Origin of the sequence: Cupriavidus phytohabitans (genome assembly GCF_000426345.1) — a bacterium.
Classification (GTDB): Bacteria; Pseudomonadota; Gammaproteobacteria; order Burkholderiales; family Burkholderiaceae; genus Cupriavidus.
This window is the reverse complement of record NZ_AUFE01000025.1, coordinates 19,931-41,238: the sequence shown is the minus strand read 5'-3', so window position 1 is coordinate 41,238 and position 21,308 is coordinate 19,931. Positions and strand designations below refer to the sequence as shown.

The following is a 21,308-nucleotide window of genomic DNA, read 5'->3' as shown; positions in this document are numbered from 1 at the left end:
GAGCATTAGTAGGCAGCGTAGCCGATCAGGCTTTCAGGCCGCGTTTCCGGCCGGGCCGGTGCCGGCATCTTCGCCGATCAGCGCGCGTACTGCCTGCAGGTCCGCGCGAGCGAGCCGTCCGGAAGCATCGGCACGCACGGCGCCGCGTTCGTCGACGGCATCATACAGTGCAATATGGATGCCAACGGGCACGCCCAGTTCCGCGCGCACCTCGCCGGCCAGCTGCCGGGCCTCGCGGCGCTCGGGCCACTGGCCCTTCCACAGGAAGCTCAGGGTCTCCACATCGGCGCGGCCCCCGAAGTGACGGCTTTCGCTGGTTTCGAAGTCGACCCCGGCGTTCAGCAGGTGCAGCGTGGCGTCCTTGGCGCTGTCGCAGAAGCACTGCAGATAGATATCCGAGTGCTCGGTGGCCGTGCCGTTCAGCACGGCGCCCACGAGGTAGGGCCGGAACGGCGCCAGGTCCTCCATGGTCAGCAGCGCCACGCGGCGCAGCAGGGCCAGCACGCGCGGCTGGGTGTCGCCATGGAACAGCGCCTGGTAGGCACGCACTTCGGCCTCGACCTGGTCGTTATCGGGCAGCCATTCGCCGGGCACGCGCTGTTCGCCCAGCACCTGGCGGGCGGCCTTGCGCTTGGCGGTGGCATAGTCGGCGCCGTCCTCGGCGATCATACGGGCGGCGGCCTGGGCGATTTCCTCGCGCAGGCGGTTGGGGTCGGGCGGGGTACGTCGGCTCATTGCCCCATGATACCGGAGCGCAGCCGGGGCGCTGTGGGGCAGGCAAGCGCGGGTGCGGCGGTGCAGCGAACGCCGCCGGCGCTCGGGTACAATCGAAGGCTTCCTGCCCGGCCTGCCATCACCATGCGGCCACGCTGCCGCCGCGCGAGCGCCGGGTGCCGAGTCCCCCAAGCCTGCGGGCTTCATGTCTTCCCGGGAACCCATGCATATTCATATCCTTGGCATCTGCGGCACCTTCATGGGCGGCCTGGCGGTGCTGGCCAAGCAGGCCGGCCATCGCGTCACCGGCTGCGATGCCAATGTCTATCCGCCGATGAGCACCCAGCTGGAAGCGCAGGGCATCGAGCTGATCGAAGGCTTCGACCCCGCCCAGCTGGCGCTGGAGCCAGACCTCTTCGTGATCGGCAACGTGGTGTCGCGCGGTAATCCGCTGATGGAAGCCATCCTCGATCGCAACCTGCCTTATGTGTCGGGCCCGCAATGGCTGGGCGAGCACGTGCTGGCGCGCAAATGGGTGCTGGCGGTGGCCGGCACGCACGGCAAGACCACCACCACGTCGATGCTGGCCTGGATCCTGGAGGATGCCGGCTACAACCCGGGCTTCCTGGTGGGCGGCGTGCCGCAGAACTTTGGCATCTCGGCGCGAGTGACCGAATCCGACTTCTTCGTGATCGAGGCCGACGAGTACGACACCGCGTTCTTCGACAAGCGCAGCAAGTTCGTGCATTACCGCCCGCGCACCGCGATCCTGAACAACCTGGAATACGATCACGCCGACATCTTCCCGGATCTCGCGGCGATCGAGACGCAGTTCCACCACCTGGTCCGAACCGTGCCGGGCCAGGGCCGCCTCATCGTCAACGGCGTCGAGGAAAGCCTGGCGCGCGTGCTCGAGCGCGGTTGCTGGAGCGAAGTCGAACAGTTCGGCGTGGGCGACTGGCGCGAGAGCGATGCCGCCCACACCGCGCGGCCGGGCAAGGATGCCTTCGACGTCTGGTTTGGCGGCGCCGTGGTCGGCACCGTGGTGTGGGACCTGCAGGGCACGCACAACCGCATGAACGCGCTGGCGGCAATCGCGGCGGCGCGCCACGTGGGCGTGCCGGCGGAGCAGGCGATCGCCTCGCTGTCGCGCTTCGCCAACGTCAAGCGCCGCATGGAAGTACGCGGCGAGGTCGGCGGCGTGACCGTCTACGATGACTTCGCCCACCACCCGACCGCGATCCAGACCACGCTGGAAGGGCTGCGCCGCCGCGTCGGCGATGCCCGCATCCTGGCGGTGCTGGAGCCGCGCTCGAACACCATGAAGCTGGGCGTGATGAAAGCCCAGCTGCCGGCCAGCCTGGAGCAGGCCGACCTGGTGTTCGGCTACGGCGCCCCGGCCGGCAAGGACGCGCTGGGCTGGGACCTGGCCGAATCGCTGGCGCCGCTGGGCGACAAGGCAACCGCGTTCCAGGACCTGGGGGCGCTGGTGCAGGCCGTGCGCGCCGCGGCGCGGCCGGGCGACCACGTGCTGGTAATGAGCAACGGCGGCTTCGGCGGCGTGCACCAGAAACTGCTGGACGCGCTGGCCGCGGCAGCCTGAGCCGGAAGGGACCGCCATGCTGCTGTACCTGCACGGATTCCGCTCCTCACCGCAGTCGTTCAAGGCGCGGCTGGTGCAGGAGCGCATGCGCGAGTGGGGCGTAGGGCGCTACTACGCCTGCCCGGAGCTCAATGTCTCGCCGGCGCTGGCGATCGCCCAGGCCGAGGCCACCATCCGCGCCGCCCGGGCTGGCGGCGACCAGGAAGTCGCCATCATGGGCTCGTCGCTGGGCGGCTTCTATGCCCGCTGGCTCGGCGAACGCCACGGCTGCAAGACCGTGCTGCTGAACCCGGCGATCCATCCGTGGACCGACCTGGAGCAGTACCTGGGCGAGCAACCGCTCTGGCACGGCGGTGGCTCGGTCACGGTCGAGCGCCGCCACCTGCAGGAGTTGCTCGAGCTGCGTGTGGCTGCCATCACCCGCCCTGAACGCTATTACCTGCTCGCCGCCACCGGCGACGAGGTACTGGACTACCGGGAAATGGTGGCCGCCTGCCCAGGCGCGAACATCCGCGTGATCGAGGGCAGCGACCACGGCATCAGCGAATTTGCCGACTACGTCGACGACGTGCTCGCCTTCTGCGGCTACGGCCCCGGCGGCAAGGTGCCCGAGGTGCCGGCTGGCGCGGGCGCGGCATGAGCGCGCAGTCTGCGCGCCGCTGCGGCTGGAGTTCGCACCTGGCTTTCGATGCGGCGATCACGCCCAACCTGCGGCGCTGGGTGACCGGCGACGACGGTTCGCTGACGGCGCGGCTGGTGGCCGCGTCCGGGCGCTTTCGCGTGGCGCAGTTGCTGCAGCGCCCGTTGCGGCCGCTGGCCGATGAATGGCAGGTGCTGGGCCAGCATGACCGCGTCCCGGCGCTGACGCGCGAAGTGCTGCTGATCTGCGACGATACTCCCGCCGTCTTTGCCCACACCGTGGTGCGCCTGCGCCATGCACGGCGCGACTGGCCGTTCCTGCGGGGGCTGGGCGCGCGCCCGCTGGGCGGTCGGCTGTTTATCGATCCGGCGGTGACGCGCGACCCGTTCCAGTTCGCGCGGCTGCTGCCGCACCATCCCTTGCGCCAGGCGCTGCAGCGCGTGCTGCCGGTGATGGCGCCGCTGCCCATGCTGCCTGCGCGGCGCTCCGTGTTCCGGCGCGGCGACGGCGTCATGCTCGTGACAGAGGTCTTCTTGCCTGACCTGCTGGCACGGCCAGCCCCGGGGACCAAGGCGATTGCGCTACCGATGTTCCGGCGCACCACAGACCGCGGCCCCGTCACTTCACACACTACCGAAATCAAGAGATAACGAGATGAAACTGCAGGGTCGGGTTGCCATCATCACCGGTGCCGCCGCTGGCATCGGCTTTGCCACCGCGCAGCGCTTCGCCGCCGAGGGCGCCATCGTCGTGCTGTGCGATGTCAATGAAGCACGCGTGCGCGAAGCCACCGGCAAGCTTGCCGGCACCGGCGCCAGCGCAACGGCCTTCCGGGTCGACGTGACCCGCCGCGAAGAAGTCGACGCAATGGTGGCGGCGGTGATGGCCGCGCACGGCCGCATCGACATCCTGGTCAACAACGCCGGCATCACCAAGGACGCGCGCCTGGTCAAGATGACCGAGGCGCAGTTCGACGCCGTGATCGACGTCAACCTGAAGGGCGTCTTCAACTGCGCCCAGGCAGTCGCCACGATCATGACGGAGCAGGGCAAGGGCGTGATCCTGAACGCTTCCAGCGTGGTCGGCCTGTACGGCAACTTCGGCCAGACCAACTATGCCGCCAGCAAGTTCGGCGTGATCGGCTTCACCAAGACCTGGGCGCGCGAGCTCGGACCCAAGGGCGTGCGCGTCAATGCCGTCTGCCCCGGCTTTGTCAATACCGAGATCCTGCAGACCGTGCCCGACAAGGTGCTCGAGGGCATGAAATCGTCGTGCTGGCTGCGCCGCCTGGCCGAGCCGGCCGAGATCGCCAGCATCTATGCCTTCCTGGCCAGCGACGACGCCAGCTACGTCAACGGCGTGGCGATCGAAGCCAGCGGCGGCATGTCGCTCTGACCCGCTCCGAACATTTCCGGCGTCCGCCGGCATGCACCGCCCCTGGGCGCACGCCGGGGTCCGCAGCGGCGGTGCGGTATCATTCCGGGTCTGCGGCCTGGCCTGGTGGCCACGGCGCGGCGCCCGTGCAGCGCGCCGCCCGCCGATGCCGTTCGCACCATTTCTCCCACAGGATCCGCCGCTGCGCCCACTCCGTGGCGCCCCGACGCGGTTCCGCGCATTTCTGAAAGTACCGATCGATGCAGTTGCTGTTCGAAGAAGGCGGCGAGATCCGCGCCGGCACCGTGCTGAACCAGCAGGGCGAGGCCTACCAGGTGGAGCTGCCGGCCGGCAAGCGCACCAAGGTCAAGTCACGCGACGTGCTGCTGCAGTTTGCGCAGCCGTCGGCGATCGAACTGGTCCGCCAGACCGGCGACATGGTGGCCGAGATCGACCTGGACTTCCTGTGGGAATGCGCCCCCGAGGCCGAGTTCGGCTTTGCCGAGCTGGCCGCCGAGTACTACGGCGCCGAGCCCGGCGCGGTGCAGCAGGCGGCGCTTGCGATGGCGCTGCACGGCAACCCCGTGTACTTCCGCCGCAAGGGGCGCGGCCGCTACCAGCGCGCGCCCGAAGACCAGCTCAAGGCCGCGCTGGCCGCGCTCGAGCGCAAGCGTCAGCAGGCGCTGGTGCAGGCTGAATATGAAGAGCAGCTCAAGGCGCTGACGCTGCCGGAATCGTTCCGCAACAAGGTGCTGCAGCTGCTGTTCAAGCCGGACAAGAACAGCCTCGAATACAAGGCAATGGACGCGGCCTGCACCGCGCTCGGCATGACGCCGATGCGGCTGATGGTGGCCGCCGGCGGCGTCGCCAGCGCGCGCGCGCTGCACGAGGCCAAGTTCCTCGCCGAGTGCTTCCCCAAGGGCACCGGCTTTCCCGATACGGACGTGCCCGAGCCGCCCGGCGACCTGCCGCTGGCCGAGGTCGAGGCGTTCTCGATCGACGACGTCACCACCACCGAGATCGACGATGCGCTGTCGGTGACGAAGCTGCCCGACGGCAAGCTGCGCATCGGCATCCATATCGCCGCGCCCGCGCTGGGCATCCGCCGTGGCGAGCCGCTCGACGCGATCGCGCGCCAGCGCCTGTCCACGGTGTACTTCCCGGGCGACAAGATCACCATGCTGCCGGACCCGATGGTCGAGCGCTATACGCTGCAGGAAGGCCGGGTTTGCCCGGCGCTGTCGCTGTACGTGACGGTGGACCCGACGGTGTGGCTGATCACCGGCAGCGAGACCCGCGCCGAGATGGTGCCGATTGCCGCCAACCTGCGCCACAACCTGCTCGACGATGTCATCACCGAGGCCTCGCTGGCCGATGGCACCGGCGACTACCCGTTCCGCGAGGCCCTGACCCGGCTGTGGCACTTTGCCGGCTACCTGTACGACGAGCGCCAGAAGGCGCGCCTGGCCAGCGGCCTGCGCCCCGAGACGCACAACCGCGCCGACTTCAACTTCTATCTGGACGACCAGGCCGACGGCAACCAGCGCGTTCGCATCGAGCAGCGCAAGCGCGGCTCGCCGCTGGACAAGATCGTGGCCGAGATGATGATCCTGGCCAACAGCACCTGGGGCAAGCTGCTGGCGGACAATGGCGTGCCCGGCATCTACCGCACGCAGAAGGCGTGGGGCATGCATCGCACCCGCATGCAGACCTACCCGGCACCGCACGAAGGGCTGGGCGTGGCGCAGTACGCGTGGAGCACCTCGCCGCTGCGCCGCTACGTCGACCTGGTCAACCAGTGGCAGATCCTGGCGGTGGCGCAGCATGGCGTGACTGCCAAGCTGGTAGCGCCGTTCAAGCCCAAGGATGCCGACCTGCTGGCCGCCGTGGCTGACTTCGAAGGCACTTATGCCGCCTATGCCGACCACCAGTCGACCATGGAGCGCTACTGGTGCCTGCGCTGGCTCAAGCAGGAGAAACGGGAGCGCATGGTCGCCGCGGTGCTCAAGGAAGGCGCGGTGCGCTTCACCGAGATCCCGCTGGTCACGCGCGTGCCCGAGCTGGTCCAGGCGCAGCGCGGCACCCAGGTGCTGCTGGAGATCGGCGAGACCGACGAGATCACGCTGGAAGTCTCTTGCCGCGTGCTGGAGATCTTTGCCGGCGAGGGCGTGCTGCCTGAGGAAGAGCTGGAAAGCGACGAGGAAGCCGCTGAGATGTCGGCCGAAGCCGCTGCCGAAGCAGCCGCGGAAGATGCCGCCGAGCAGGCCGCCGAGCAGGCCGCCGGGCAGGTTGCCGGAATCGAGGACGAGGCCGAGGCCGCGCCGGGCACCGATGGCGACGCACCGGCGCAGGCGTCGGCTGAGCGCGACACCGGTGGCACCGCCGCCGGCTGAAGCCTTCGGAAATCGGCGGGGCTCACTTACAATGCCTAGCGGCATTCCCGGCCCGCCGGGAATGTCTATTCACCTGTCGCTTCGCACCTTCCGAGCCAAATTCCCGCCATCGTGAACGCCGCACTCGCCGCTCCCCGCCACTGGTGGCACGCCAGGTGGCACAACAGCAGTACGCTGGCCAAGGCGCTGGCCATTTCCGTGGTCGTGCATGCGCTGCTGTTGCTGGTGCGGGTAGCCGCTCCCGAGGTGTTCGAGATCAAGCGCGCGGACTCGCCGCTTGACGTGGTGCTGGTCAACGCGAAATCGGCGCAGAAGCCGCGCAACCCGACCGCGCTGGCGCAAGCCAACCTGGACGGCGGCGGCGACCATGACCTGCAGCGCGCCACCACGCCGCTGCCCGCGCAGACCGTGACGCAGGAGGGCGACCTCGTGCGCCAGGTGCAGCGCCGCGTCGAGCAGCTCGAACTGGAGCAGCAGCGCTTGCTGACGCAGGCGCGCGAGCCAGCTCCGGCGGTGCGCAGCCAGCCGCTCAAGCCCGGCGAGAAGCGCCAGGACGATCCCCGGCGCGGCCAGGACGAGCGCACCTCGGCCGACGAGATGGCCAAGCTTGAAGCCGAGATCGGCCGCAACCTGGACCATTACGCCAAGCGGCCCAAGCGTTTCCAGTTGACCGCCACCAGCGCGCAGGCGGTCGATTACGCGCAGTACTACGACCGGCTGCGCCGCAAGATCGAGGCGCGCGGCACCACCGATTTCCCGCAGCGCAACGGCAAGCCGTTGTATGGCCAGCTGATCCTGGTGATCAACGTCAACCGGCTTGGCAAGCTCGGCTACAACCGCGATGGCTACAACGTCGACGCCATCGACGTGGTCAAGAGCTCGGGCGACCCCGCGCTGGACCGCCAGGCCGTGGCGATCGTGCGCGCGGCCGCGCCGTTCGGCGCCTTCACCGCGGAAATGGCGGCGCGCCAGGACATCCTGGAAGTCATTTCCACCTTCAAGTTTTCGCGCAGCGGGCTGGAAACCCGGCTGCAGGCACGCTGATGACAACTCCAGACACTAAGCCAGAGAGCACCCAGAACACGCCGGACCAGTATGTGGTGATCGGCAATCCCATCGCGCACAGCCGTTCGCCGGCGATCCACGCCGCCTTTGCGCGCCAGACCGGCGAGGCGGTGCAGTACGGCCGGCTGGAGGCGCCGCTGGACGGGTTTGCCGATACCGTGCGCAAGTTCTTCGCCGACGGCGGCTACGGCTGCAATGTGACCGTGCCGTTCAAGCTGGAGGCCTATGATTTGGCCGATCGCCTGACCGAGCGTGCCGAAGCCGCCGGCGCGGTCAACACGCTGTGGATCGAGGATGGCCTGATCCATGGCGACAACACCGATGGCGTGGGCCTGGTGCGCGATATCCAGGACAACCTCGACACGCTCGTCGAAGGCAAGCGCGTGCTGCTGCTGGGCGCGGGTGGCGCGGCCATGGGCGCGATGCTGCCGCTGATCGAAGCGCGTCCGTCGCGCATCGTGGTGGCCAACCGCACTGCGTCGCGCGCCAGCGACATGCTGGAAGAGTTCGTCGAAGCGGCCGACCAGTTCGGCGTGGAGCTGTGGGGCGGTGGTCTCGATGCGCTGGAAGGCCTGTCCGAGGACGAGGCCTGCGACATCGTGATCAATGCCTCGTCGAGCAGCCTGCATGGCGAAGTACCCCCGCTGCCCGAGTTCCTGCTTGGCGAAGGCGTGCTGGCCTACGACATGATGTACGGTGCCGAGCCGACCGTGTTCCTGCAGTTCGCCGCGCGCTGCGGTGCGCGCACCAGCGACGGCCTGGGCATGCTGGTCGAGCAGGCCGCCGAGGCCTTCTATATCTGGCGCGGCGTGCGCCCCCGTACCGCTCCCGTGCTGGCCGAACTGCGCGACGCGCTGCAGGCCGAACGCAAGGGCTGAGCGGGCGTCGCCAGCCGTGGCCATCCGCAACCGCACGGCCAGCGCCGCCCGCGGCGCTGCTTCCGCCGGATCGGTACTGAATCCGGTGCGCTGGCTCGGCTACCTGCTGGGCTGCATGGTCGCGGGCGTGCTGGCGATGCAGTTGTATTTCTTCGTGCAGATTGCCAGCTGGCAGTACGTCAACCCGTCGAGCACGACCTTCATGCGGGCCGAGCGCTGGCGGCTGTGCGGCTTCAACCTGTGGAGCTGCGGGCTGGAACGCGAGTGGGTGCCGTATGAGCGCATCTCGCGCAACCTCAAGCGCGCGGTGATCGCCAGCGAGGATTCGGGCTTCGTCAACCATCCCGGCTACGAACTCGACGCCATGCTCGATGCCTGGGAGCGCAACAAGAAGCGCGGCCGCATCGTGCGCGGCGCATCGACCATCACGCAGCAGCTGGCCAAGAACCTGTTCCTGTCATCCGAGCAGCATTACCTGCGCAAGGGGCAGGAGCTGGCGATCACGTGGATGCTGGAGTTCTGGCTCGACAAGCAGCGCATCTACGAGATCTACCTGAATTCGGTGGAGTGGGGCGAGGGCGTGTTCGGCGCGCAGGCCGCGGCGCAGCATTACTTCCGCGCCAGTGCCGACAAGCTCAGCATTGGCCAGTCGGCGCGGCTGGCGGCAGCGCTGCCGGCGCCCAAGTGCTTCGACAAGAAGGAATACTGCGCCAACGTGCGGGTGAATTTCCGCGCCAAGGCGGGAATCATCGCGCGCCGGATGGGCGCGGCGACGTTGCCGGACTGAGGGTTTGCTCCCCCTCTCCCACTTGTAGGAGAGGGGGAGCGAGGCAGTGATCGATTCAAAGCCTCAGCCCAGCCACCCCTTGCGGCGGAAATACGCCAGCGGAATCACCGCCGACACCGCCATCAGCGCGATTGCCCACGGATACCCCGCAGCCCAGTCCAGTTCCGGCATGAACTTGAAGTTCATGCCGTAGATGCTCGCGATCAGCGTGGGCGGCATCAGCGCCACCGACACCACCGAGAACAGTTTGATGATCTTGTTCTGGTTGATGTTGATGAAACCGACGGTCGCATCCATCAGGAAGTTGATCTTGTCGAACAGGAACGCGGTGTGGTTCTCGATCGAGTCGATATCGCGCAGGATCTGGCGTGCTTCGTCCTGCTGCTCGGCTGACAGCAGCTGGCTGCGCATCAGGAACGACACCGCGCGGCGCGTGTCCATCACGTTGCGGCGGATGCGGCCGTTCAGGTCTTCCTCGCGCGCGATGGTTTCCAGCACGTCGGCCGCGGCGGCATCGGTCACGTTCTCGGCCAGCACGCGGCGGCTGGCTTCTTCCAGGCGTTCGTAGATTTCCTCGATCGAGTCGGCCGAGTATTCCGCATCGGTCGCGTACAGGTCCATCAGCACGTCCTTGGCATTGCGCACCGAGCCCGGGCGCATGCGCGCGCGCAGCCGCACCAGCCGGAACACCGGCAGGTCCTCGTCGTGGATGGAGAACAGGACGTCCTTGGTCAGCACGAAGGCCACGCGCACGTTGCGCGACACCTCTTCCTCGGCGAGCAGGAAGTCGGTGCGGATATGGATATTCTCGTCCTCGCCCTCGAAATAGCGTGCCGACGCCTCCAGGTCGCCCAGGTCTTCCAGCTCGGGAAGGGCGACGCCGTAGGCTTCCTTGATCCAGTTCAGCTCTTCGTCGTCAGGGTTGACGACATCGATCCAGATCGGCTTGTGCTGCAGCAGCTCATTGCGCTCGTCGACTTGCTCCTGGGCAAGCCGGCCTTTCTGCAGGACGAACAGGTTGATCATCCCCGGGATTCCTTATTGCTGATTTGCGACGAAAAACAATGACAAGCGCGAAGACAAGCGCAGGCGGCTCGCCGCATCCCAGGTATTGCGTCATGCCCCGTCATGGCCCTGCGGCAAGCCGCGAAAGGCCGGGCCACGGGCAAGCGTGATCGCGCTGTCCCGCGGCTGCGCGGGGCAGGGCGGACAAGGCGATGGCGTTTGCCTGGGTTGGCTGGCTAGCCGGGAGAGGGAGGATCCGCCACGGTGGGCGCGCATGAAGGCGCCGCCGGTGGCACGGAAAGACACTCGCCCGCAGTTCGGACTGCGGGCAAGGCCGACGAAGCGCGGAGCCGGGTGCTCCGGGCGGGTCGTCGTTACGCAGCCCGCAGTGACATGGCATTCGCAGTAGCCGCATGACTGCGCCAACTCGAACACCCGATGCTACTGCCCACGTAATTTCTCCGGGATTGTGATGGCCGCGAGTGTAGCCCAACGAAGGGGCGCTTGTTAAGTGAAATCTCCGTGGAGGCTGCGCCGCCGTTGTGCTCCGCCCCCGGCCGGCAGCCTCAGCCCATGGCACCGCGCAGCCGGCGCCACAACAGCGGCACCAGCATCACCGAGGACAGCGACATGAACATCAGCACGATGGCGGCGTAGTCCTGCCAGTGCGGCTGCTCGCCCAGCAGCCACATGCCCGAGAACACGCCGACCACCGGGATGAACATGATCGACAGGCTCGACACCACCGGCGGCAGGCTGCGCGCCAGGCCGAACCACACCAGGTGGCAGAAGGCAAAGACCACCACCGCGTTGTAGGCGATCGCGCCCCATTCGACGGCGGTCGGCATGCGCCAGCCGTGCTCCAGCAGCAGCGTGCCGGCGAGCAGGAAGGGCAGGGTCGCCAGCAGCATCCAGAAGGTCATGGCGCCGATCGGCACGTCGGTCTGGGTACGCTTCATCAGCTGGGTGCCGAAGCCCCAGCCGGCGGCGGCAAGCAGCATCAGCAGCGTGCCGGCGGGGCTGCCGGTCAGCGCGCTGATCTCGCCCGACAGCAGCAGCACCGTGCCCGCCAGCGCGCAGGCGATGCCGACCCAGGCAAAGCCGCCGATGCGTTCGCGGAAGAAGACCAGGCCCCACACCACGGCCCAGATCGGCATGGTGTAGCCAAGAATGGCGGCACGCCCCGACGACAGCATCTTGACCGCGCAGATCGCTAACAGGTGCCACACCACCATGTTGGGCAGGGCGAGGCGGAACACCGTGCCCCATTCGCGCCGCGGCACCGCCAGCGAATCGCCGCGCAGGCGCAATGCCAGGCCAAGCGCGGCCACGCCGCCGGCCATGCACAGCAGGCGGAAACCCATCGGGGGGAAGTGCGCCACGCCGACCTTCATGATGGGCCAGTTGATGCCCCAGGCCAGGGTGAGGACGACGAGCAGGAAAATACCGCGGCGATCGAGAGACATACTGCAGGGCGGCTGTGCGCGATGCCGCTCTTTGTTTTGAGAGGAAGCGCAAAACGATAGCACGCAGCGGGTAAAATTGCCGGAAACGACATATGCTGCAGGGATGAAAGGTTTTCACGCCGCTGCGGCCAACCGTGCCGGCCCGGGACTTTGAGGTTCCATGAGGCGCCGGCGCCACCAGGATATTTCGAGCATCCCATGACTTTCACCGAGCAGCTTGCTGGCGCCTGGCAGCGCAACGATTCCCTTCTCTGCGTCGGGCTCGATCCTGATCCGCAAAAGCTGCCGCTGTCGCTGACCGGAGCGGGCGGCGCGATATTCTCGTTCTGCCGCGAGATCGTCGACGCCACCGCCGACCTGGTCTGCGCCTTCAAGCCGCAGATCGCGTATTTCCATTCGCAGCGTGCCGAAGACCAGCTCGAGCAGCTGATCCACTACATCCACGACGCCCACCCTGGCATCCCGGTGATCCTGGACGCCAAGCGCGGCGATATCGGCTCGACCGCCGAGCACTATGCGCTGGAAGCGTTCGAGCGCTACAAGGCCGATGCGGTCACGGTCAGCCCCTACATGGGCTTCGATTCGATGCAGCCGTACCTTGCCTACCCGGATCGCGGCGTGATCGTGCTGTGCCGCACTTCCAACCCGGGCGGCTCCGACGTGCAGTTCCTGCAGGTCGATGGCAAGCCGCTGTACCAGCTGGTGGCCGAGGCTGCGCGCGAGCGCTGGAACACCACCGGCCAGATGGGCCTGGTTGTGGGCGCCACCTTCCCCAACGAAATCGCGCGCGTGCGCCAGATCGTCGGCGACATGCCGCTGCTGATCCCGGGCATCGGCGCGCAGGGCGGCGATATCGAGGCAACGGTCAAGGCCGGGCGTACCGCGGATGGCACCGGCATGATGATCAACTCGTCGCGGGCGATCCTGTATGCCAGCAGCGATAAGGATTTCGCGTCTGCGGCGCGCAATGTCGCGCTGCAGACGCGGGAGACCATCAACCGCTACCGCCACGGCTGATTGCCGCACGCGGCAGGACAAAAAAACCGCGCCAGCCTGGCGCGGTTTTTTGTTGGCGGCGTGGGATGCCGGTGGCAGCGGCCTCAGGCCTCGTTGCGCAACAGCTCCAGCAAGCCCCGCATCGCGTGCTCTGCCGCCTGCCGGCGGATCTGCGCCCGGTCGCCCGGGAAGCGCTGGGTTTCCACGATGGTGGTGATGCGGTTGCTCCAGCCGAAACACACCATGCCCACCGGCTTTTCCGGCGTGCCGCCGTTGGGTCCGGCCACACCGGTGATCGACAGCGAAACCTGCGCGCGGCTGTTCAGCAGCGCCCCTTCCGCCATCGCGCGCGCAACCTCTTCGCTGACCGCGCCGTGGTCGCGGATCAGCTTGGCCGGCACGCCCAGCATCGTCGACTTGGCTTCGTTGGAATAGGTGACAAAGCCGCGCTCGAACCAGCCGGACGAACCCGACACATCGGTGATTGCGGCGGCGACCAGCCCGCCGGTACAGGACTCGGCGGTGGCCAGCATCAGGGATTTGTCGGCAAGGGCGACGCCGGACTGGACGGCAAGCTGGTCGAGCAGGCGGCTGACTGACATGATGGACTCGGGGATTTGTTGGAAAGGGTCGGGCTCAGAACGAGCGCCACAGCGCGAACACCAGCAGCGTGTAGAAGGCCGCGAAGATATCGTCGAACATTACGCCGAAGCCGCCGCGCAGGCCGGGGCCCTTGAGCGTGCGGTCGTAGTAGGCGATCGGCGCGGGCTTGGCGATATCGAACAGCCGGAACCACAGGAAGGCGGCGAACTGCCCCCAGAATCCGGTCGGCGTGACAAAGGCCAGCACCAGCCAGAACGCGATGATCTCGTCCCAGACCATGCTGCCGTGGTCATGCAAGCCCATGTCGCGGGCGGTCCTGGCGCAGGCCCACAGGCCCACCAGGAAGCCGCCGGCGATGATCCACAGCCAGGTGGTCGGCTCGATCCACAGCGACACCACCACGAACGACAGCCACGCGTAGAGCGTGCCGACCGTTCCGGGGCTGACCGGAGACAGGCCCGAGCCGAGGCCGAAGGCGATCAGGTGGGCCGGATGGGCCAGCATGAAGCGCGCCGTCGGGCGCGTGACCTTGACGGTCTGGCCGGCTTCCAGGGTCATGGCGGGGTCGCGGGGGGCGGCCCCGGAGGGGATGGTGGACATCAAGGTTGGCTCGTGTGATGCGGATGCTGCTTATGGTTATGGCCGGCTTGCTACTGTGGCTGCTATGTGGCAGGCGGGACTCCCGTTCCCGCGCGGCGCGCCGATGCCGGCATCATGACACGCCTGTGCCCCGGTGTCAGGAGGAGGCGAAGTGGTCGAAGCTGGCGCCGGTGTAGCGGGTCGGGTTGCCGGCATGGTCGACCAGGCGCAGGCCCGGCTCCGGCGTGATCGTGCCGACGCGCGTGAGCGGCAGCGCCAGTCGCTCGCTGATCGCGGCGAGAGCGTCGCGGTTGCCCGCCGGGGCGGTGAAGCACAGCTCGTAGTCGTCGCCCCCGGCCAGCGTGCATTCGCGCTGGATCGCTTCCGGCTGACTGGCCAGCACCGCCGAGCGTGGCAAGGCGTCGACATCGATCAGTGCGCCCACCTGCGAGCGTGCCAGGATATGGCCGAGGTCGCCGATCAGGCCGTCGGAGATATCTAGTGCTGCATGCGCCACACCCCGGAGCGCCATGCCCAGCGCCACGCGCGGCGTCGGCGTGTCCATGCGCGGGCGTACCTGGGTGAAGTCGGGTTCGGGCAGCAGCCATTCGCCACGGCAGTCGCCCAATGCCAGGCGTGCGTCGCCAAGCGTGCCGGAGATCCAGATATCGTCCCCCGGACGTGCCGCGTCGCGGCGCAGCGCGGCGCGGTGCGGGACATCGCCGAAGACGGTCAGCGACAGCGTCAGCGGGCCGCGCGTGGTGTCGCCGCCGACCAGCTCGCAGCCGTGGGCGTCGGCCAGGGCCAGCATGCCGTCGGCCAGCTCGGCCAGCCATGCCGGGTCGGCCTCGGGCAGGGCCAGGGCGAGCGTGAAGGCGCGCGGCTCGGCACCCATCGCGGCGAGGTCGGACAGGTTGACCGCCAGTGCCTTGTGGCCAAGCGCGCGCGGGGCCACGTCCGCGAAGAAATGGCGGCCGCTGACCAGCATGTCGGTGCTGATGGCGAGGTAGTGCCCCGGGCGGCCTTCGATCAGCGCGCAGTCGTCGCCCACGCCGAGTGCGGCTTTGTGCACCGGCCTGGTGAAGTAGCGGCGGATCAGGTCGAACTCGGAAAGCTGGGCGGGCTGGGCGTCGGACATCGCGGCGAGCTGGAAGTGCTGGCAGTGGAAAGGTGTTTGCCCGGCCGGCAGGCACCGGAGGGACGGAAGGGCTCGGAAGGGCGCATCAGGATGCGGCGGCGGCAGCGTTTCAGCAAGATACTGCCGCGCATGACAGCCATGACCGCAGCGACTCACCGGCCATGGGCCGGACGGCGCTACGCTTGCTGGTGTTGGCCCATTGGATGGGGCATATTGTACTGAATAGCAAAGGTGCCCCAAGCAAAAGGCTTATTGTGAAATAGTATTTCACAATATAAAATGTTGGGTTCCAAAGGAAGAGAAGGGCGGGCACGTGGAGCCGGTCCGCCGATCGTCCCCGCCAAGTCAATGACGGCTCCACCGATTGGAAAATGCGCCGATGACCAGCCCTCAGCAGTCCCCGTCCCAAGACGATCTGAAACAGCAGCAGCGTGAGGCGCTGCGCAAAGCGGCGCTCGAGTACCACGAGTTTCCGACCCCCGGCAAGATTTCCGTCACCCCGACCAAGCCGCTGTCGAACCAGCGCGACCTGGCGCTGGCCTACTCCCCGGGCGTGGCCGCGGCCTGTGAAGAGATCGTGGTCGACCCGGCCAACTCCTTCCGCTACACCGCGCGCGGCAACCTCGTCGCGGTGATCACCAACGGCACCGCCGTGCTCGGCCTGGGCGACATCGGCGCCGCGGCCTCCAAGCCCGTGATGGAAGGCAAGGGCGGCCTGTTCAAGAAGTTTGCCGGTATCGACGTGTTCGATATCGAAATCGACGAGAAGGACCCGGAAAAGCTGGTCCAGATCATCGCCGCGCTGGAGCCCACCTTCGGCGGCATCAACCTGGAAGACATCAAGGCACCGGAGTGCTTCTACGTCGAGCGCAAGCTGCGCGAGAAGATGAAGATTCCCGTCTTCCACGACGACCAGCACGGCACCGCGATCGTGGTGACCGCCGCCATCATCAACGGCCTGAAGGTGGTCGGCAAGGACATCAAGAAGGTCAAGCTGGTCGCCTCGGGCGCCGGCGCCGCCGCGCTGGCATGCCTGGACCTGCTGGTCGACATCGGCCTGCCCATCGAAAACATCTGGGTGACCGACCTGGCTGGCGTGGTCTATGAGGGCCGTACCGAGCTGATGGACCCGGAGAAGGCCCGTTTCTCGCAGAAAACTGACAAGCGCAAGCTGGGCGAAGTCATCGACGGTGCCGACATCTTCCTGGGTCTGTCCGCCGCGGGCGTGCTCAAGCAGGACATGGTCCAGCGCATGGCTGACAAGCCGCTGGTGCTGGCACTGGCCAACCCGAATCCGGAAATCGCGCCCGAGCTGGTCAAGGAAGTGCGGCCGGACGCGCTGATGGCCACCGGCCGTACCGACTACCCGAACCAGGTCAACAACGTCCTGTGCTTCCCGTTCATCTTCCGCGGTGCGCTGGATTGCGGCGCCACCACCATCACGCGCGAGATGGAAATCGCCGCCGCCAACGCGTTGGCTGAACTGGCGCGCCAGGAGCAGAGCGACATCGTTGCCAGCGCCTATGGCATCCAGGACCTGTCGTTCGGCCCGGAATACCTGATCCCGAAGCCGTTCGATCCGCGCCTGATCGTCAAGGTGGCCCCAGCAGTGGCCGAAGCCGCGATGAAGTCGGGCGTGGCCGCCCGTCCGATCGAGGACATGGACGCCTACCGCCTGCAGCTGCAGCAGTTCGTGTACCACTCGGGCACGCTGATGAAGCCGATCTACGCCGCCGCGCGCAAGGTCGAGATGGAAAAGAAGCGCATCGTCTTTGCCGAGGGCGAAGAAGAGCGCGTGCTGCGCGCCGTGCAGGTGATCGTCGATGAAAAGCTGGCCAACCCGATCCTGATCGGCCGCCCGGCCGTGCTGCAGCACCGCATCGAGCGCTTCGGCCTGCGCCTGCGCGCCGGCGTCGACTTCACCGTGGTCAACCCCGAGCACGACGAGCGCTTCCGCGACTACTCCGACGCGTATTACCGCATGATGGCGCGCCAGGGCATCACGCCTCAGTACGCCAAGCTGGAACTGCGCCGCCGCACCACGCTGATCGGCGCCATGCTGGTCAAACAGGGCGAGGCCGACGGCATGATCTGCGGCACCGTCAGCACCACCGCGGCGCACCTGCGCTACATCGACCAGGTGCTGGGCGGGACCGGCAAGGTCTACGCCGCCATGAACGGCCTGGTGCTGCCGGGTCGCCAGATCTTCCTGGTGGACACGCACGTCAACGTCGACCCGACCGCCGAAGAACTGGCCGCGATCACGCTGATGGCCGCCGACGAACTCAAGCGCTTCGGTATCGAGCCCAAGGTCGGCCTGCTGTCGCATTCGAACTTCGGCACGTCCGAGGCCCCCTCGGCCCGCAAGATGCGCGATACGCTCGCCATCCTGCGCGAACAGGCGCCGGAACTGGAAGTCGACGGTGAAATGCACGGCGACAGCGCGCTCGACCAGAAGTTGCGCGACCAGCTGGTGCCGGATAGCACGCTGCAGGGCGAAGCCAACCTGCTGGTGTGCCCGAACATCGACGCCGCCAATATCTCGTACAACCTGCTCAAGGTTGCCGCGGGCAACAACGTGGCGATCGGCCCGATCCTGCTGGGCGTGAAGGCGCCGGTGCACATCCTGACGCCGTCCGCGACGGTGCGGCGTATCGTCAACATGACCTCGCTGGTGGTGGTGGACGCTGCTGCCAAGCGTTAAGCCGCCTGCCTTGCGCGCGTTACGGAAAAGCCGGGTTCGCCCGGCTTTTTCTTTGCCTGGCGACAACGGTTAGTATGCGCACACATACGCTTAACATATTGAAACAATTGAAGAATTCCCGCTGCGCCGGCGCCGGGATTGATTAATTGCGTGCATCCGCGTAACCTTACGCCTTTGATACAGGCGCTCGCCATGAGCGCCCCGGTGCGGTTGGTATCCGGCGCGTGCACGGCAAGGCGCGCGAGGTTGCCGGCCAGGGTGGCCCGGACAGATCGTCTACCCAAACAGCGGCAGGCTCGATTTTCCGGTTCAACCTAGACAAGCAACGTGGTTTCCCAAGTACCTTTGATGCAGCAGGCAGCACGGATGCTGGCCCGGTCGATGACCGGCGCGGCGCTGGTGCTGGCCCTGGCGCAGCCCGCGCTGGCGCGCCAGGCGCAGACCGAAGGCATGGGAACCATTGCGGTGCAGCAGTTGCCCAACGAAGCACGGCAGACCCTGGAACGCATCGAAGCCGGCGGCCCATTCCCGTATGACAAGGACGGAACCAGGTTCGGCAACTACGAACGCCTCCTGCCACAACAAGAACGCGGGTACTACCGCGAGTACACGGTAAAGAGCGCCAGAAGCCGGAACCGGGGACCCAGGCGGATCGTATGCGGCGGGGAACAGCGCGCTGCCAACGATTGTTACTACACGGAAGACCACTACAACAGCTTCAAACGGATACTCAAATGATGACTGACATTTTCGGATTGGGCGACGCCCTTGCCGCCCGCGAAGAGCGCGGCGCCGGAGATGGCTGGCAGCGGGCTCAGCAGCAGGCCCAGAACCTTTACGACAACGTGCTGACGATGCCGCAGCGCCAAGAGCTCACGCACAAACTCCCGCCCGCGAACGCGCCCGTGGCCATGCCGGCCGGTGCCGGCTGGGCTGACGGCACCAGCGAGGGGGCCATGAACCTGTTCAAGACGGTGCGTCCGAACATCGTCCAGTCGATCCGCGCCTTCCGCGTGCCCGAGCTGGCCCAGGCGGCCGCGGATCTCGGCCAGCATTTCCTGTATGCCAACTGCGCGCATTGCGCCAGCAAGGCCGAGGTCCTGGAAACGATCGCAACGTCATTTATCTTCCCCAAGCATTTCGGCAAGAACTTCGATGCGCTGGCGGACTGCCTGACCGACCTGATCTACAAGGCTGGCCCGCAGCCAGGTTTCGTGATCGTGCTGGAAGGCCTGCCGATCGCGCAGAAGTTCGACAAGGAAGGGCGCGAAGTGCTGCTGGACGTGTTCCGCGACGCTGCCGAGTTCTGGGGCGAGCGCAAGGTGCAGTTCCGGGTGTTCTACTCGTTCGCCTGAGCGCCGGCTCCGTTCAGATTCCATTCCGTACCAAGCAAAAAGCCCGCAATTGCGGGCTTTTTGCTTGGTGGCGCCTGGCACTCACCTGGCGCCTTACTCCTGCGCAGGGACATGCCCGTGCGGCGTCAGCCGGTCGATCAGCTCGGGCAGCCCTTCACTCAGTTGCGCCGCCACGTCTTCCTGCGACATCCCGGTGGACTGCGCGAGCGAGTCCAGCGCCCCGGTGCCGCCGAGCGCGTCGCTCAGCGCCGACGGGGTGACCGGCTGGTTGGCGCCGGTGCTGATCCACGAATCCACCTGCTCGCCCAGCCCGGCCTGCGCCAGGATCTGCTGCAGCGCGCCGATGCCGCCGGCGGCGGCGCCCAGCGCCTGGCTGTTGGCCGGGGCGCCGCCCTGGCCGCCTAGCAGCCCGCCGAGCAGGGAACCCAGGTCGAGCCCGCCCGTGGCGCCGGGCGCGCTGGCATTGCCGCCGATCATGCCACCCAGCAGTCCGCCCAGGCTGCCCAGCCCGCCCAGCCCATCGTCGACCGGCGCTGCGGAGCCGCTTTCCTGGCCACGGTTGCGCATGGCCAGCATCGCCAGCAGGCCGAGCGCCATCATCAGCTTCGGATTGAGCCCGCCGGCGCTGCCGTCTTCGCCGCGGGCATTGCCCAGTTGTCCGAGCACGCCGCCCAGCACGCTATCGAGTAGTCCCATGGTCGACTCCTTCAGTCAAGGTTGGCGCTGGCCGGATGGCCGCCGCCGTCAGAAACCGCCAAGCAAGGCGTTGAGCGTGGAAAGGCAGACCAGCCCGGCCGTCTCGGTGCGCAGGATGCGCGGGCCGAGCGACACGCCGGTGAAGCCTGCCTGCAGTGCCGCGCGCTCTTCGTCCGGCGACAGGCCGCCTTCGGGGCCGATCAGCAGCGTGACGCCATCGGCAAGCAGGGCGTCGCGGCGCCCGGCCACATAGGCCGGCAGCGACTGCTCTGCACGCGGCGACACCAGCAGCCTTGCGCCGGCGCCGCTGCCGCCCGACTGCGCCAGCCACGTTTCAAAGTTAGCGACCGGGGCCACGGCGGGCAAGCGATTGCGCCCGCATTGTTCGCAGGCGGCCTGCACCAGCGCCTGCCAGTGCGCCTGGCGTTTGTGCGCGCGGTCACCGGTGAGGCGCACCACCGAGCGGTTGGCCTGCAGCGGCTGGATCGCGGCGACCCCGAGCTCGACCGCTTTCTCGATCAGCCAGTCCATCTTGTCGCCACCGGCCAGCCCTTGCGCCAGCGTGACGCGGAAGGGCGGCTCGGCCTCGGCCGCGTCGTGTGCGCCGATGCGGGCCAGGGCATGGCGCTTGCCCAGCTCGAGCAGGGTGGCGGCATGGCTGCCGCCGCGCCCGTCGAACAGCGTGATGGCGTCGCCGGGCGCCAGGCGCAGCACCTGGGCGTGGCGTACCACCGGTTCGGGGAGGGGAAATTCGGCTTCGGCGGCCAGGATCGTGTCCGTGCCGCCGACAAAGAAACGCGGAGCCATCAGCTTGCCTTGCCCCTGTTCGGATCCAGCGGCTTGCCGAAGCCCCAGCGGTAGCCGTCCGGATCCTCGACCATGCAGTAGCGGTCTCCCCAGAACTGGTCGGCGGGGGCCATCAGGCTGACCGCGCCGGCGTCGACCGCGCGCTGGTGCATGGCGTCGACATCGTCGCAGTAGACATAGAAGGTTTGTGGGCATTCCACCCCCAGCGAGCGGGGCGTGCGCGCGGTGCTGCCCCAGGCGCCTTCGGGTGCGAACATCACCACCAGATCGCCCTGGTAGTGCATTTCGGCGTGGGTCGGCACGCCGTTTTCATCGACCACGTTGCCGGCGGCAAAGCCGAAGGCGCGGCTGTAGAAATCCAGCGCGGCGCGCCCGTTGGCGACGGTCAGGTAGGGGGTGAGCCAGGGGGTGTTGGCCGGTCTGCTCATGATCGTCTCCTGTCATGCGGGAAACCCGGCGCGGCCTGTCGCTCGTCTGTCGCCAAGCCGGGCCGCGCGGTGCGAGT

The 21,308-nt window shown here is 67.6% G+C and carries 21 protein-coding genes; 12 read left to right on the top strand and 9 right to left on the bottom strand.

What is annotated here, in order from left to right; all coding sequences use genetic code 11:
• Positions 1–33: 33 nt before the first annotated feature.
• On the bottom strand, positions 34–735 hold the full coding sequence (locus K309_RS0118805; protein WP_029047867.1) for a hypothetical protein: 702 nt from the start codon (positions 733–735) through the stop codon (positions 34–36).
• 202 nt (positions 736–937) lie between these two features.
• Between K309_RS0118805 and mpl the strand changes: the two genes are divergently transcribed.
• The 8 genes from mpl to mtgA all read left to right on the top strand — a co-directional run bounded on the left by mpl (position 938) and on the right by mtgA (position 9,454).
• Positions 938–2,317: a UDP-N-acetylmuramate:L-alanyl-gamma-D-glutamyl-meso-diaminopimelate ligase gene (gene mpl, locus K309_RS0118800; RefSeq protein ID WP_029047866.1), complete on the top strand. Its 1,380-nt coding sequence runs from the start codon at positions 938–940 to the stop codon at positions 2,315–2,317.
• A gap of 16 nt (positions 2,318–2,333) precedes the next feature.
• Entirely contained in the window at positions 2,334–2,957 is a 624-nt protein-coding gene (locus tag K309_RS0118795; protein ID WP_029047865.1) for a YqiA/YcfP family alpha/beta fold hydrolase, read from the top strand.
• A complete protein-coding gene (locus tag K309_RS0118790; protein ID WP_029047864.1) occupies positions 2,954–3,607 on the top strand; it encodes a chorismate--pyruvate lyase family protein in 654 nt (217 codons plus the stop codon). The genes K309_RS0118795 and K309_RS0118790 overlap by 4 nt, the downstream gene beginning before the upstream one ends.
• Before the next feature lie 4 nt (positions 3,608–3,611).
• On the top strand, positions 3,612–4,352 hold the full coding sequence (gene fabG / locus K309_RS0118785; protein WP_029047863.1) for a 3-oxoacyl-ACP reductase FabG: 741 nt from the start codon (positions 3,612–3,614) through the stop codon (positions 4,350–4,352).
• A gap of 239 nt (positions 4,353–4,591) precedes the next feature.
• On the top strand, positions 4,592–6,724 hold the full coding sequence (locus K309_RS0118780) for a ribonuclease catalytic domain-containing protein (protein ID WP_029047862.1): 2,133 nt from the start codon (positions 4,592–4,594) through the stop codon (positions 6,722–6,724).
• A 111-nt stretch (positions 6,725–6,835) separates the two neighbouring features.
• Positions 6,836–7,768 (top strand): energy transducer TonB, encoded by a 933-nt coding sequence (locus K309_RS0118775; RefSeq protein WP_029047861.1) that lies wholly within the window; start codon positions 6,836–6,838, stop codon positions 7,766–7,768.
• Positions 7,768–8,667: a shikimate dehydrogenase gene (gene aroE / locus K309_RS0118770; protein ID WP_035877864.1), complete on the top strand. Its 900-nt coding sequence runs from the start codon at positions 7,768–7,770 to the stop codon at positions 8,665–8,667. Before K309_RS0118775 ends, aroE begins: the two co-directional genes overlap by 1 nt.
• A gap of 85 nt (positions 8,668–8,752) precedes the next feature.
• Positions 8,753–9,454, top strand: a complete 702-nt coding sequence (mtgA, locus tag K309_RS0118765; RefSeq protein WP_035877873.1) for a monofunctional biosynthetic peptidoglycan transglycosylase — start codon at positions 8,753–8,755, stop codon at positions 9,452–9,454.
• A 63-nt stretch (positions 9,455–9,517) separates the two neighbouring features.
• On the opposite strand, the gene corA is transcribed toward mtgA, so the two are convergent.
• Both corA and K309_RS0118755 read right to left on the bottom strand, forming a co-directional pair.
• Positions 9,518–10,480, bottom strand: coding sequence for a magnesium/cobalt transporter CorA (corA, locus tag K309_RS0118760; protein WP_029047858.1), 963 nt, complete (start codon positions 10,478–10,480; stop codon positions 9,518–9,520).
• Between the two features lie 545 nt (positions 10,481–11,025).
• The gene (locus K309_RS0118755) at positions 11,026–11,925 is read right to left on the bottom strand and encodes a DMT family transporter (protein ID WP_029047857.1); all 900 of its coding nucleotides are present in this window, start codon (positions 11,923–11,925) and stop codon (positions 11,026–11,028) included.
• Positions 11,926–12,123: 198 nt separating this feature from the next.
• Between K309_RS0118755 and pyrF the strand changes: the two genes are divergently transcribed.
• A complete protein-coding gene (gene pyrF, locus K309_RS0118750; RefSeq protein ID WP_029047856.1) occupies positions 12,124–12,942 on the top strand; it encodes an orotidine-5'-phosphate decarboxylase in 819 nt (272 codons plus the stop codon).
• An 83-nt stretch (positions 12,943–13,025) separates the two neighbouring features.
• On the opposite strand, the gene K309_RS0118745 is transcribed toward pyrF, so the two are convergent.
• The 3 genes from K309_RS0118745 to thiL form a co-directional block, all read right to left on the bottom strand.
• On the bottom strand, positions 13,026–13,523 hold the full coding sequence (locus tag K309_RS0118745) for a CinA family protein (RefSeq protein WP_029047855.1): 498 nt from the start codon (positions 13,521–13,523) through the stop codon (positions 13,026–13,028).
• Positions 13,524–13,557: 34 nt separating this feature from the next.
• The gene (locus K309_RS0118740; RefSeq protein ID WP_029047854.1) at positions 13,558–14,124 is read right to left on the bottom strand and encodes a phosphatidylglycerophosphatase A family protein; all 567 of its coding nucleotides are present in this window, start codon (positions 14,122–14,124) and stop codon (positions 13,558–13,560) included.
• A 136-nt stretch (positions 14,125–14,260) separates the two neighbouring features.
• Positions 14,261–15,241: a thiamine-phosphate kinase gene (gene thiL / locus K309_RS0118735; protein WP_029047853.1), complete on the bottom strand. Its 981-nt coding sequence runs from the start codon at positions 15,239–15,241 to the stop codon at positions 14,261–14,263.
• A gap of 379 nt (positions 15,242–15,620) precedes the next feature.
• On the opposite strand from thiL, the gene K309_RS0118730 reads away from it, so the two are divergent.
• The 3 genes from K309_RS0118730 to K309_RS0118720 all read left to right on the top strand — a co-directional run bounded on the left by K309_RS0118730 (position 15,621) and on the right by K309_RS0118720 (position 19,300).
• Complete coding sequence (locus tag K309_RS0118730) at positions 15,621–17,945, top strand: NADP-dependent malic enzyme (RefSeq protein WP_029047852.1); 2,325 nt, start codon at positions 15,621–15,623, stop codon at positions 17,943–17,945.
• 366 nt (positions 17,946–18,311) lie between these two features.
• Positions 18,312–18,683: a guanyl-specific ribonuclease gene (locus K309_RS0118725; RefSeq protein ID WP_029047851.1), complete on the top strand. Its 372-nt coding sequence runs from the start codon at positions 18,312–18,314 to the stop codon at positions 18,681–18,683.
• Entirely contained in the window at positions 18,680–19,300 is a 621-nt protein-coding gene (locus K309_RS0118720) for a barstar family protein (RefSeq protein WP_029047850.1), read from the top strand. The genes K309_RS0118725 and K309_RS0118720 overlap by 4 nt, the downstream gene beginning before the upstream one ends.
• Before the next feature lie 93 nt (positions 19,301–19,393).
• On the opposite strand, the gene K309_RS0118715 is transcribed toward K309_RS0118720, so the two are convergent.
• From K309_RS0118715 to K309_RS0118705, 3 genes are read right to left on the bottom strand one after another with little or no spacing between them, the layout of a single operon-like run.
• Positions 19,394–19,996 carry a YidB family protein gene (locus K309_RS0118715; protein WP_029047849.1) on the bottom strand — a complete coding sequence of 201 codons (603 nt, stop codon included), beginning with the start codon at positions 19,994–19,996 and terminating at the stop codon, positions 19,394–19,396.
• 48 nt (positions 19,997–20,044) lie between these two features.
• Complete coding sequence (locus K309_RS0118710; protein WP_029047848.1) at positions 20,045–20,803, bottom strand: 16S rRNA (uracil(1498)-N(3))-methyltransferase; 759 nt, start codon at positions 20,801–20,803, stop codon at positions 20,045–20,047.
• Entirely contained in the window at positions 20,803–21,231 is a 429-nt protein-coding gene (locus K309_RS0118705) for a VOC family protein (protein ID WP_029047847.1), read from the bottom strand. Before K309_RS0118705 ends, K309_RS0118710 begins: the two co-directional genes overlap by 1 nt.
• Between the last annotated feature and the right edge of the window lie 77 nt (positions 21,232–21,308).

Coding starts and splice junctions, on each gene's coding strand:
- K309_RS0118805 (WP_029047867.1), bottom strand. CDS start 735: ATGAGCCGACGTACCCCGCCCGACCCCAACCGCCTGCGCGAGGAAATC.
- mpl (WP_029047866.1), top strand. CDS start 938: ATGCATATTCATATCCTTGGCATCTGCGGCACCTTCATGGGCGGCCTG.
- K309_RS0118795 (WP_029047865.1), top strand. CDS start 2,334: ATGCTGCTGTACCTGCACGGATTCCGCTCCTCACCGCAGTCGTTCAAG.
- K309_RS0118790 (WP_029047864.1), top strand. CDS start 2,954: ATGAGCGCGCAGTCTGCGCGCCGCTGCGGCTGGAGTTCGCACCTGGCT.
- fabG (WP_029047863.1), top strand. CDS start 3,612: ATGAAACTGCAGGGTCGGGTTGCCATCATCACCGGTGCCGCCGCTGGC.
- K309_RS0118780 (WP_029047862.1), top strand. CDS start 4,592: ATGCAGTTGCTGTTCGAAGAAGGCGGCGAGATCCGCGCCGGCACCGTG.
- aroE (WP_035877864.1), top strand. CDS start 7,768: ATGACAACTCCAGACACTAAGCCAGAGAGCACCCAGAACACGCCGGAC.
- corA (WP_029047858.1), bottom strand. CDS start 10,480: ATGATCAACCTGTTCGTCCTGCAGAAAGGCCGGCTTGCCCAGGAGCAA.
- K309_RS0118755 (WP_029047857.1), bottom strand. CDS start 11,925: ATGTCTCTCGATCGCCGCGGTATTTTCCTGCTCGTCGTCCTCACCCTG.
- pyrF (WP_029047856.1), top strand. CDS start 12,124: ATGACTTTCACCGAGCAGCTTGCTGGCGCCTGGCAGCGCAACGATTCC.
- K309_RS0118745 (WP_029047855.1), bottom strand. CDS start 13,523: ATGTCAGTCAGCCGCCTGCTCGACCAGCTTGCCGTCCAGTCCGGCGTC.
- K309_RS0118740 (WP_029047854.1), bottom strand. CDS start 14,124: ATGTCCACCATCCCCTCCGGGGCCGCCCCCCGCGACCCCGCCATGACC.
- thiL (WP_029047853.1), bottom strand. CDS start 15,241: ATGTCCGACGCCCAGCCCGCCCAGCTTTCCGAGTTCGACCTGATCCGC.
- K309_RS0118730 (WP_029047852.1), top strand. CDS start 15,621: ATGACCAGCCCTCAGCAGTCCCCGTCCCAAGACGATCTGAAACAGCAG.
- K309_RS0118725 (WP_029047851.1), top strand. CDS start 18,312: ATGCTGGCCCGGTCGATGACCGGCGCGGCGCTGGTGCTGGCCCTGGCG.
- K309_RS0118720 (WP_029047850.1), top strand. CDS start 18,680: ATGATGACTGACATTTTCGGATTGGGCGACGCCCTTGCCGCCCGCGAA.
- K309_RS0118715 (WP_029047849.1), bottom strand. CDS start 19,996: ATGGGACTACTCGATAGCGTGCTGGGCGGCGTGCTCGGACAACTGGGC.
- K309_RS0118710 (WP_029047848.1), bottom strand. CDS start 20,803: ATGGCTCCGCGTTTCTTTGTCGGCGGCACGGACACGATCCTGGCCGCC.
- K309_RS0118705 (WP_029047847.1), bottom strand. CDS start 21,231: ATGAGCAGACCGGCCAACACCCCCTGGCTCACCCCCTACCTGACCGTC.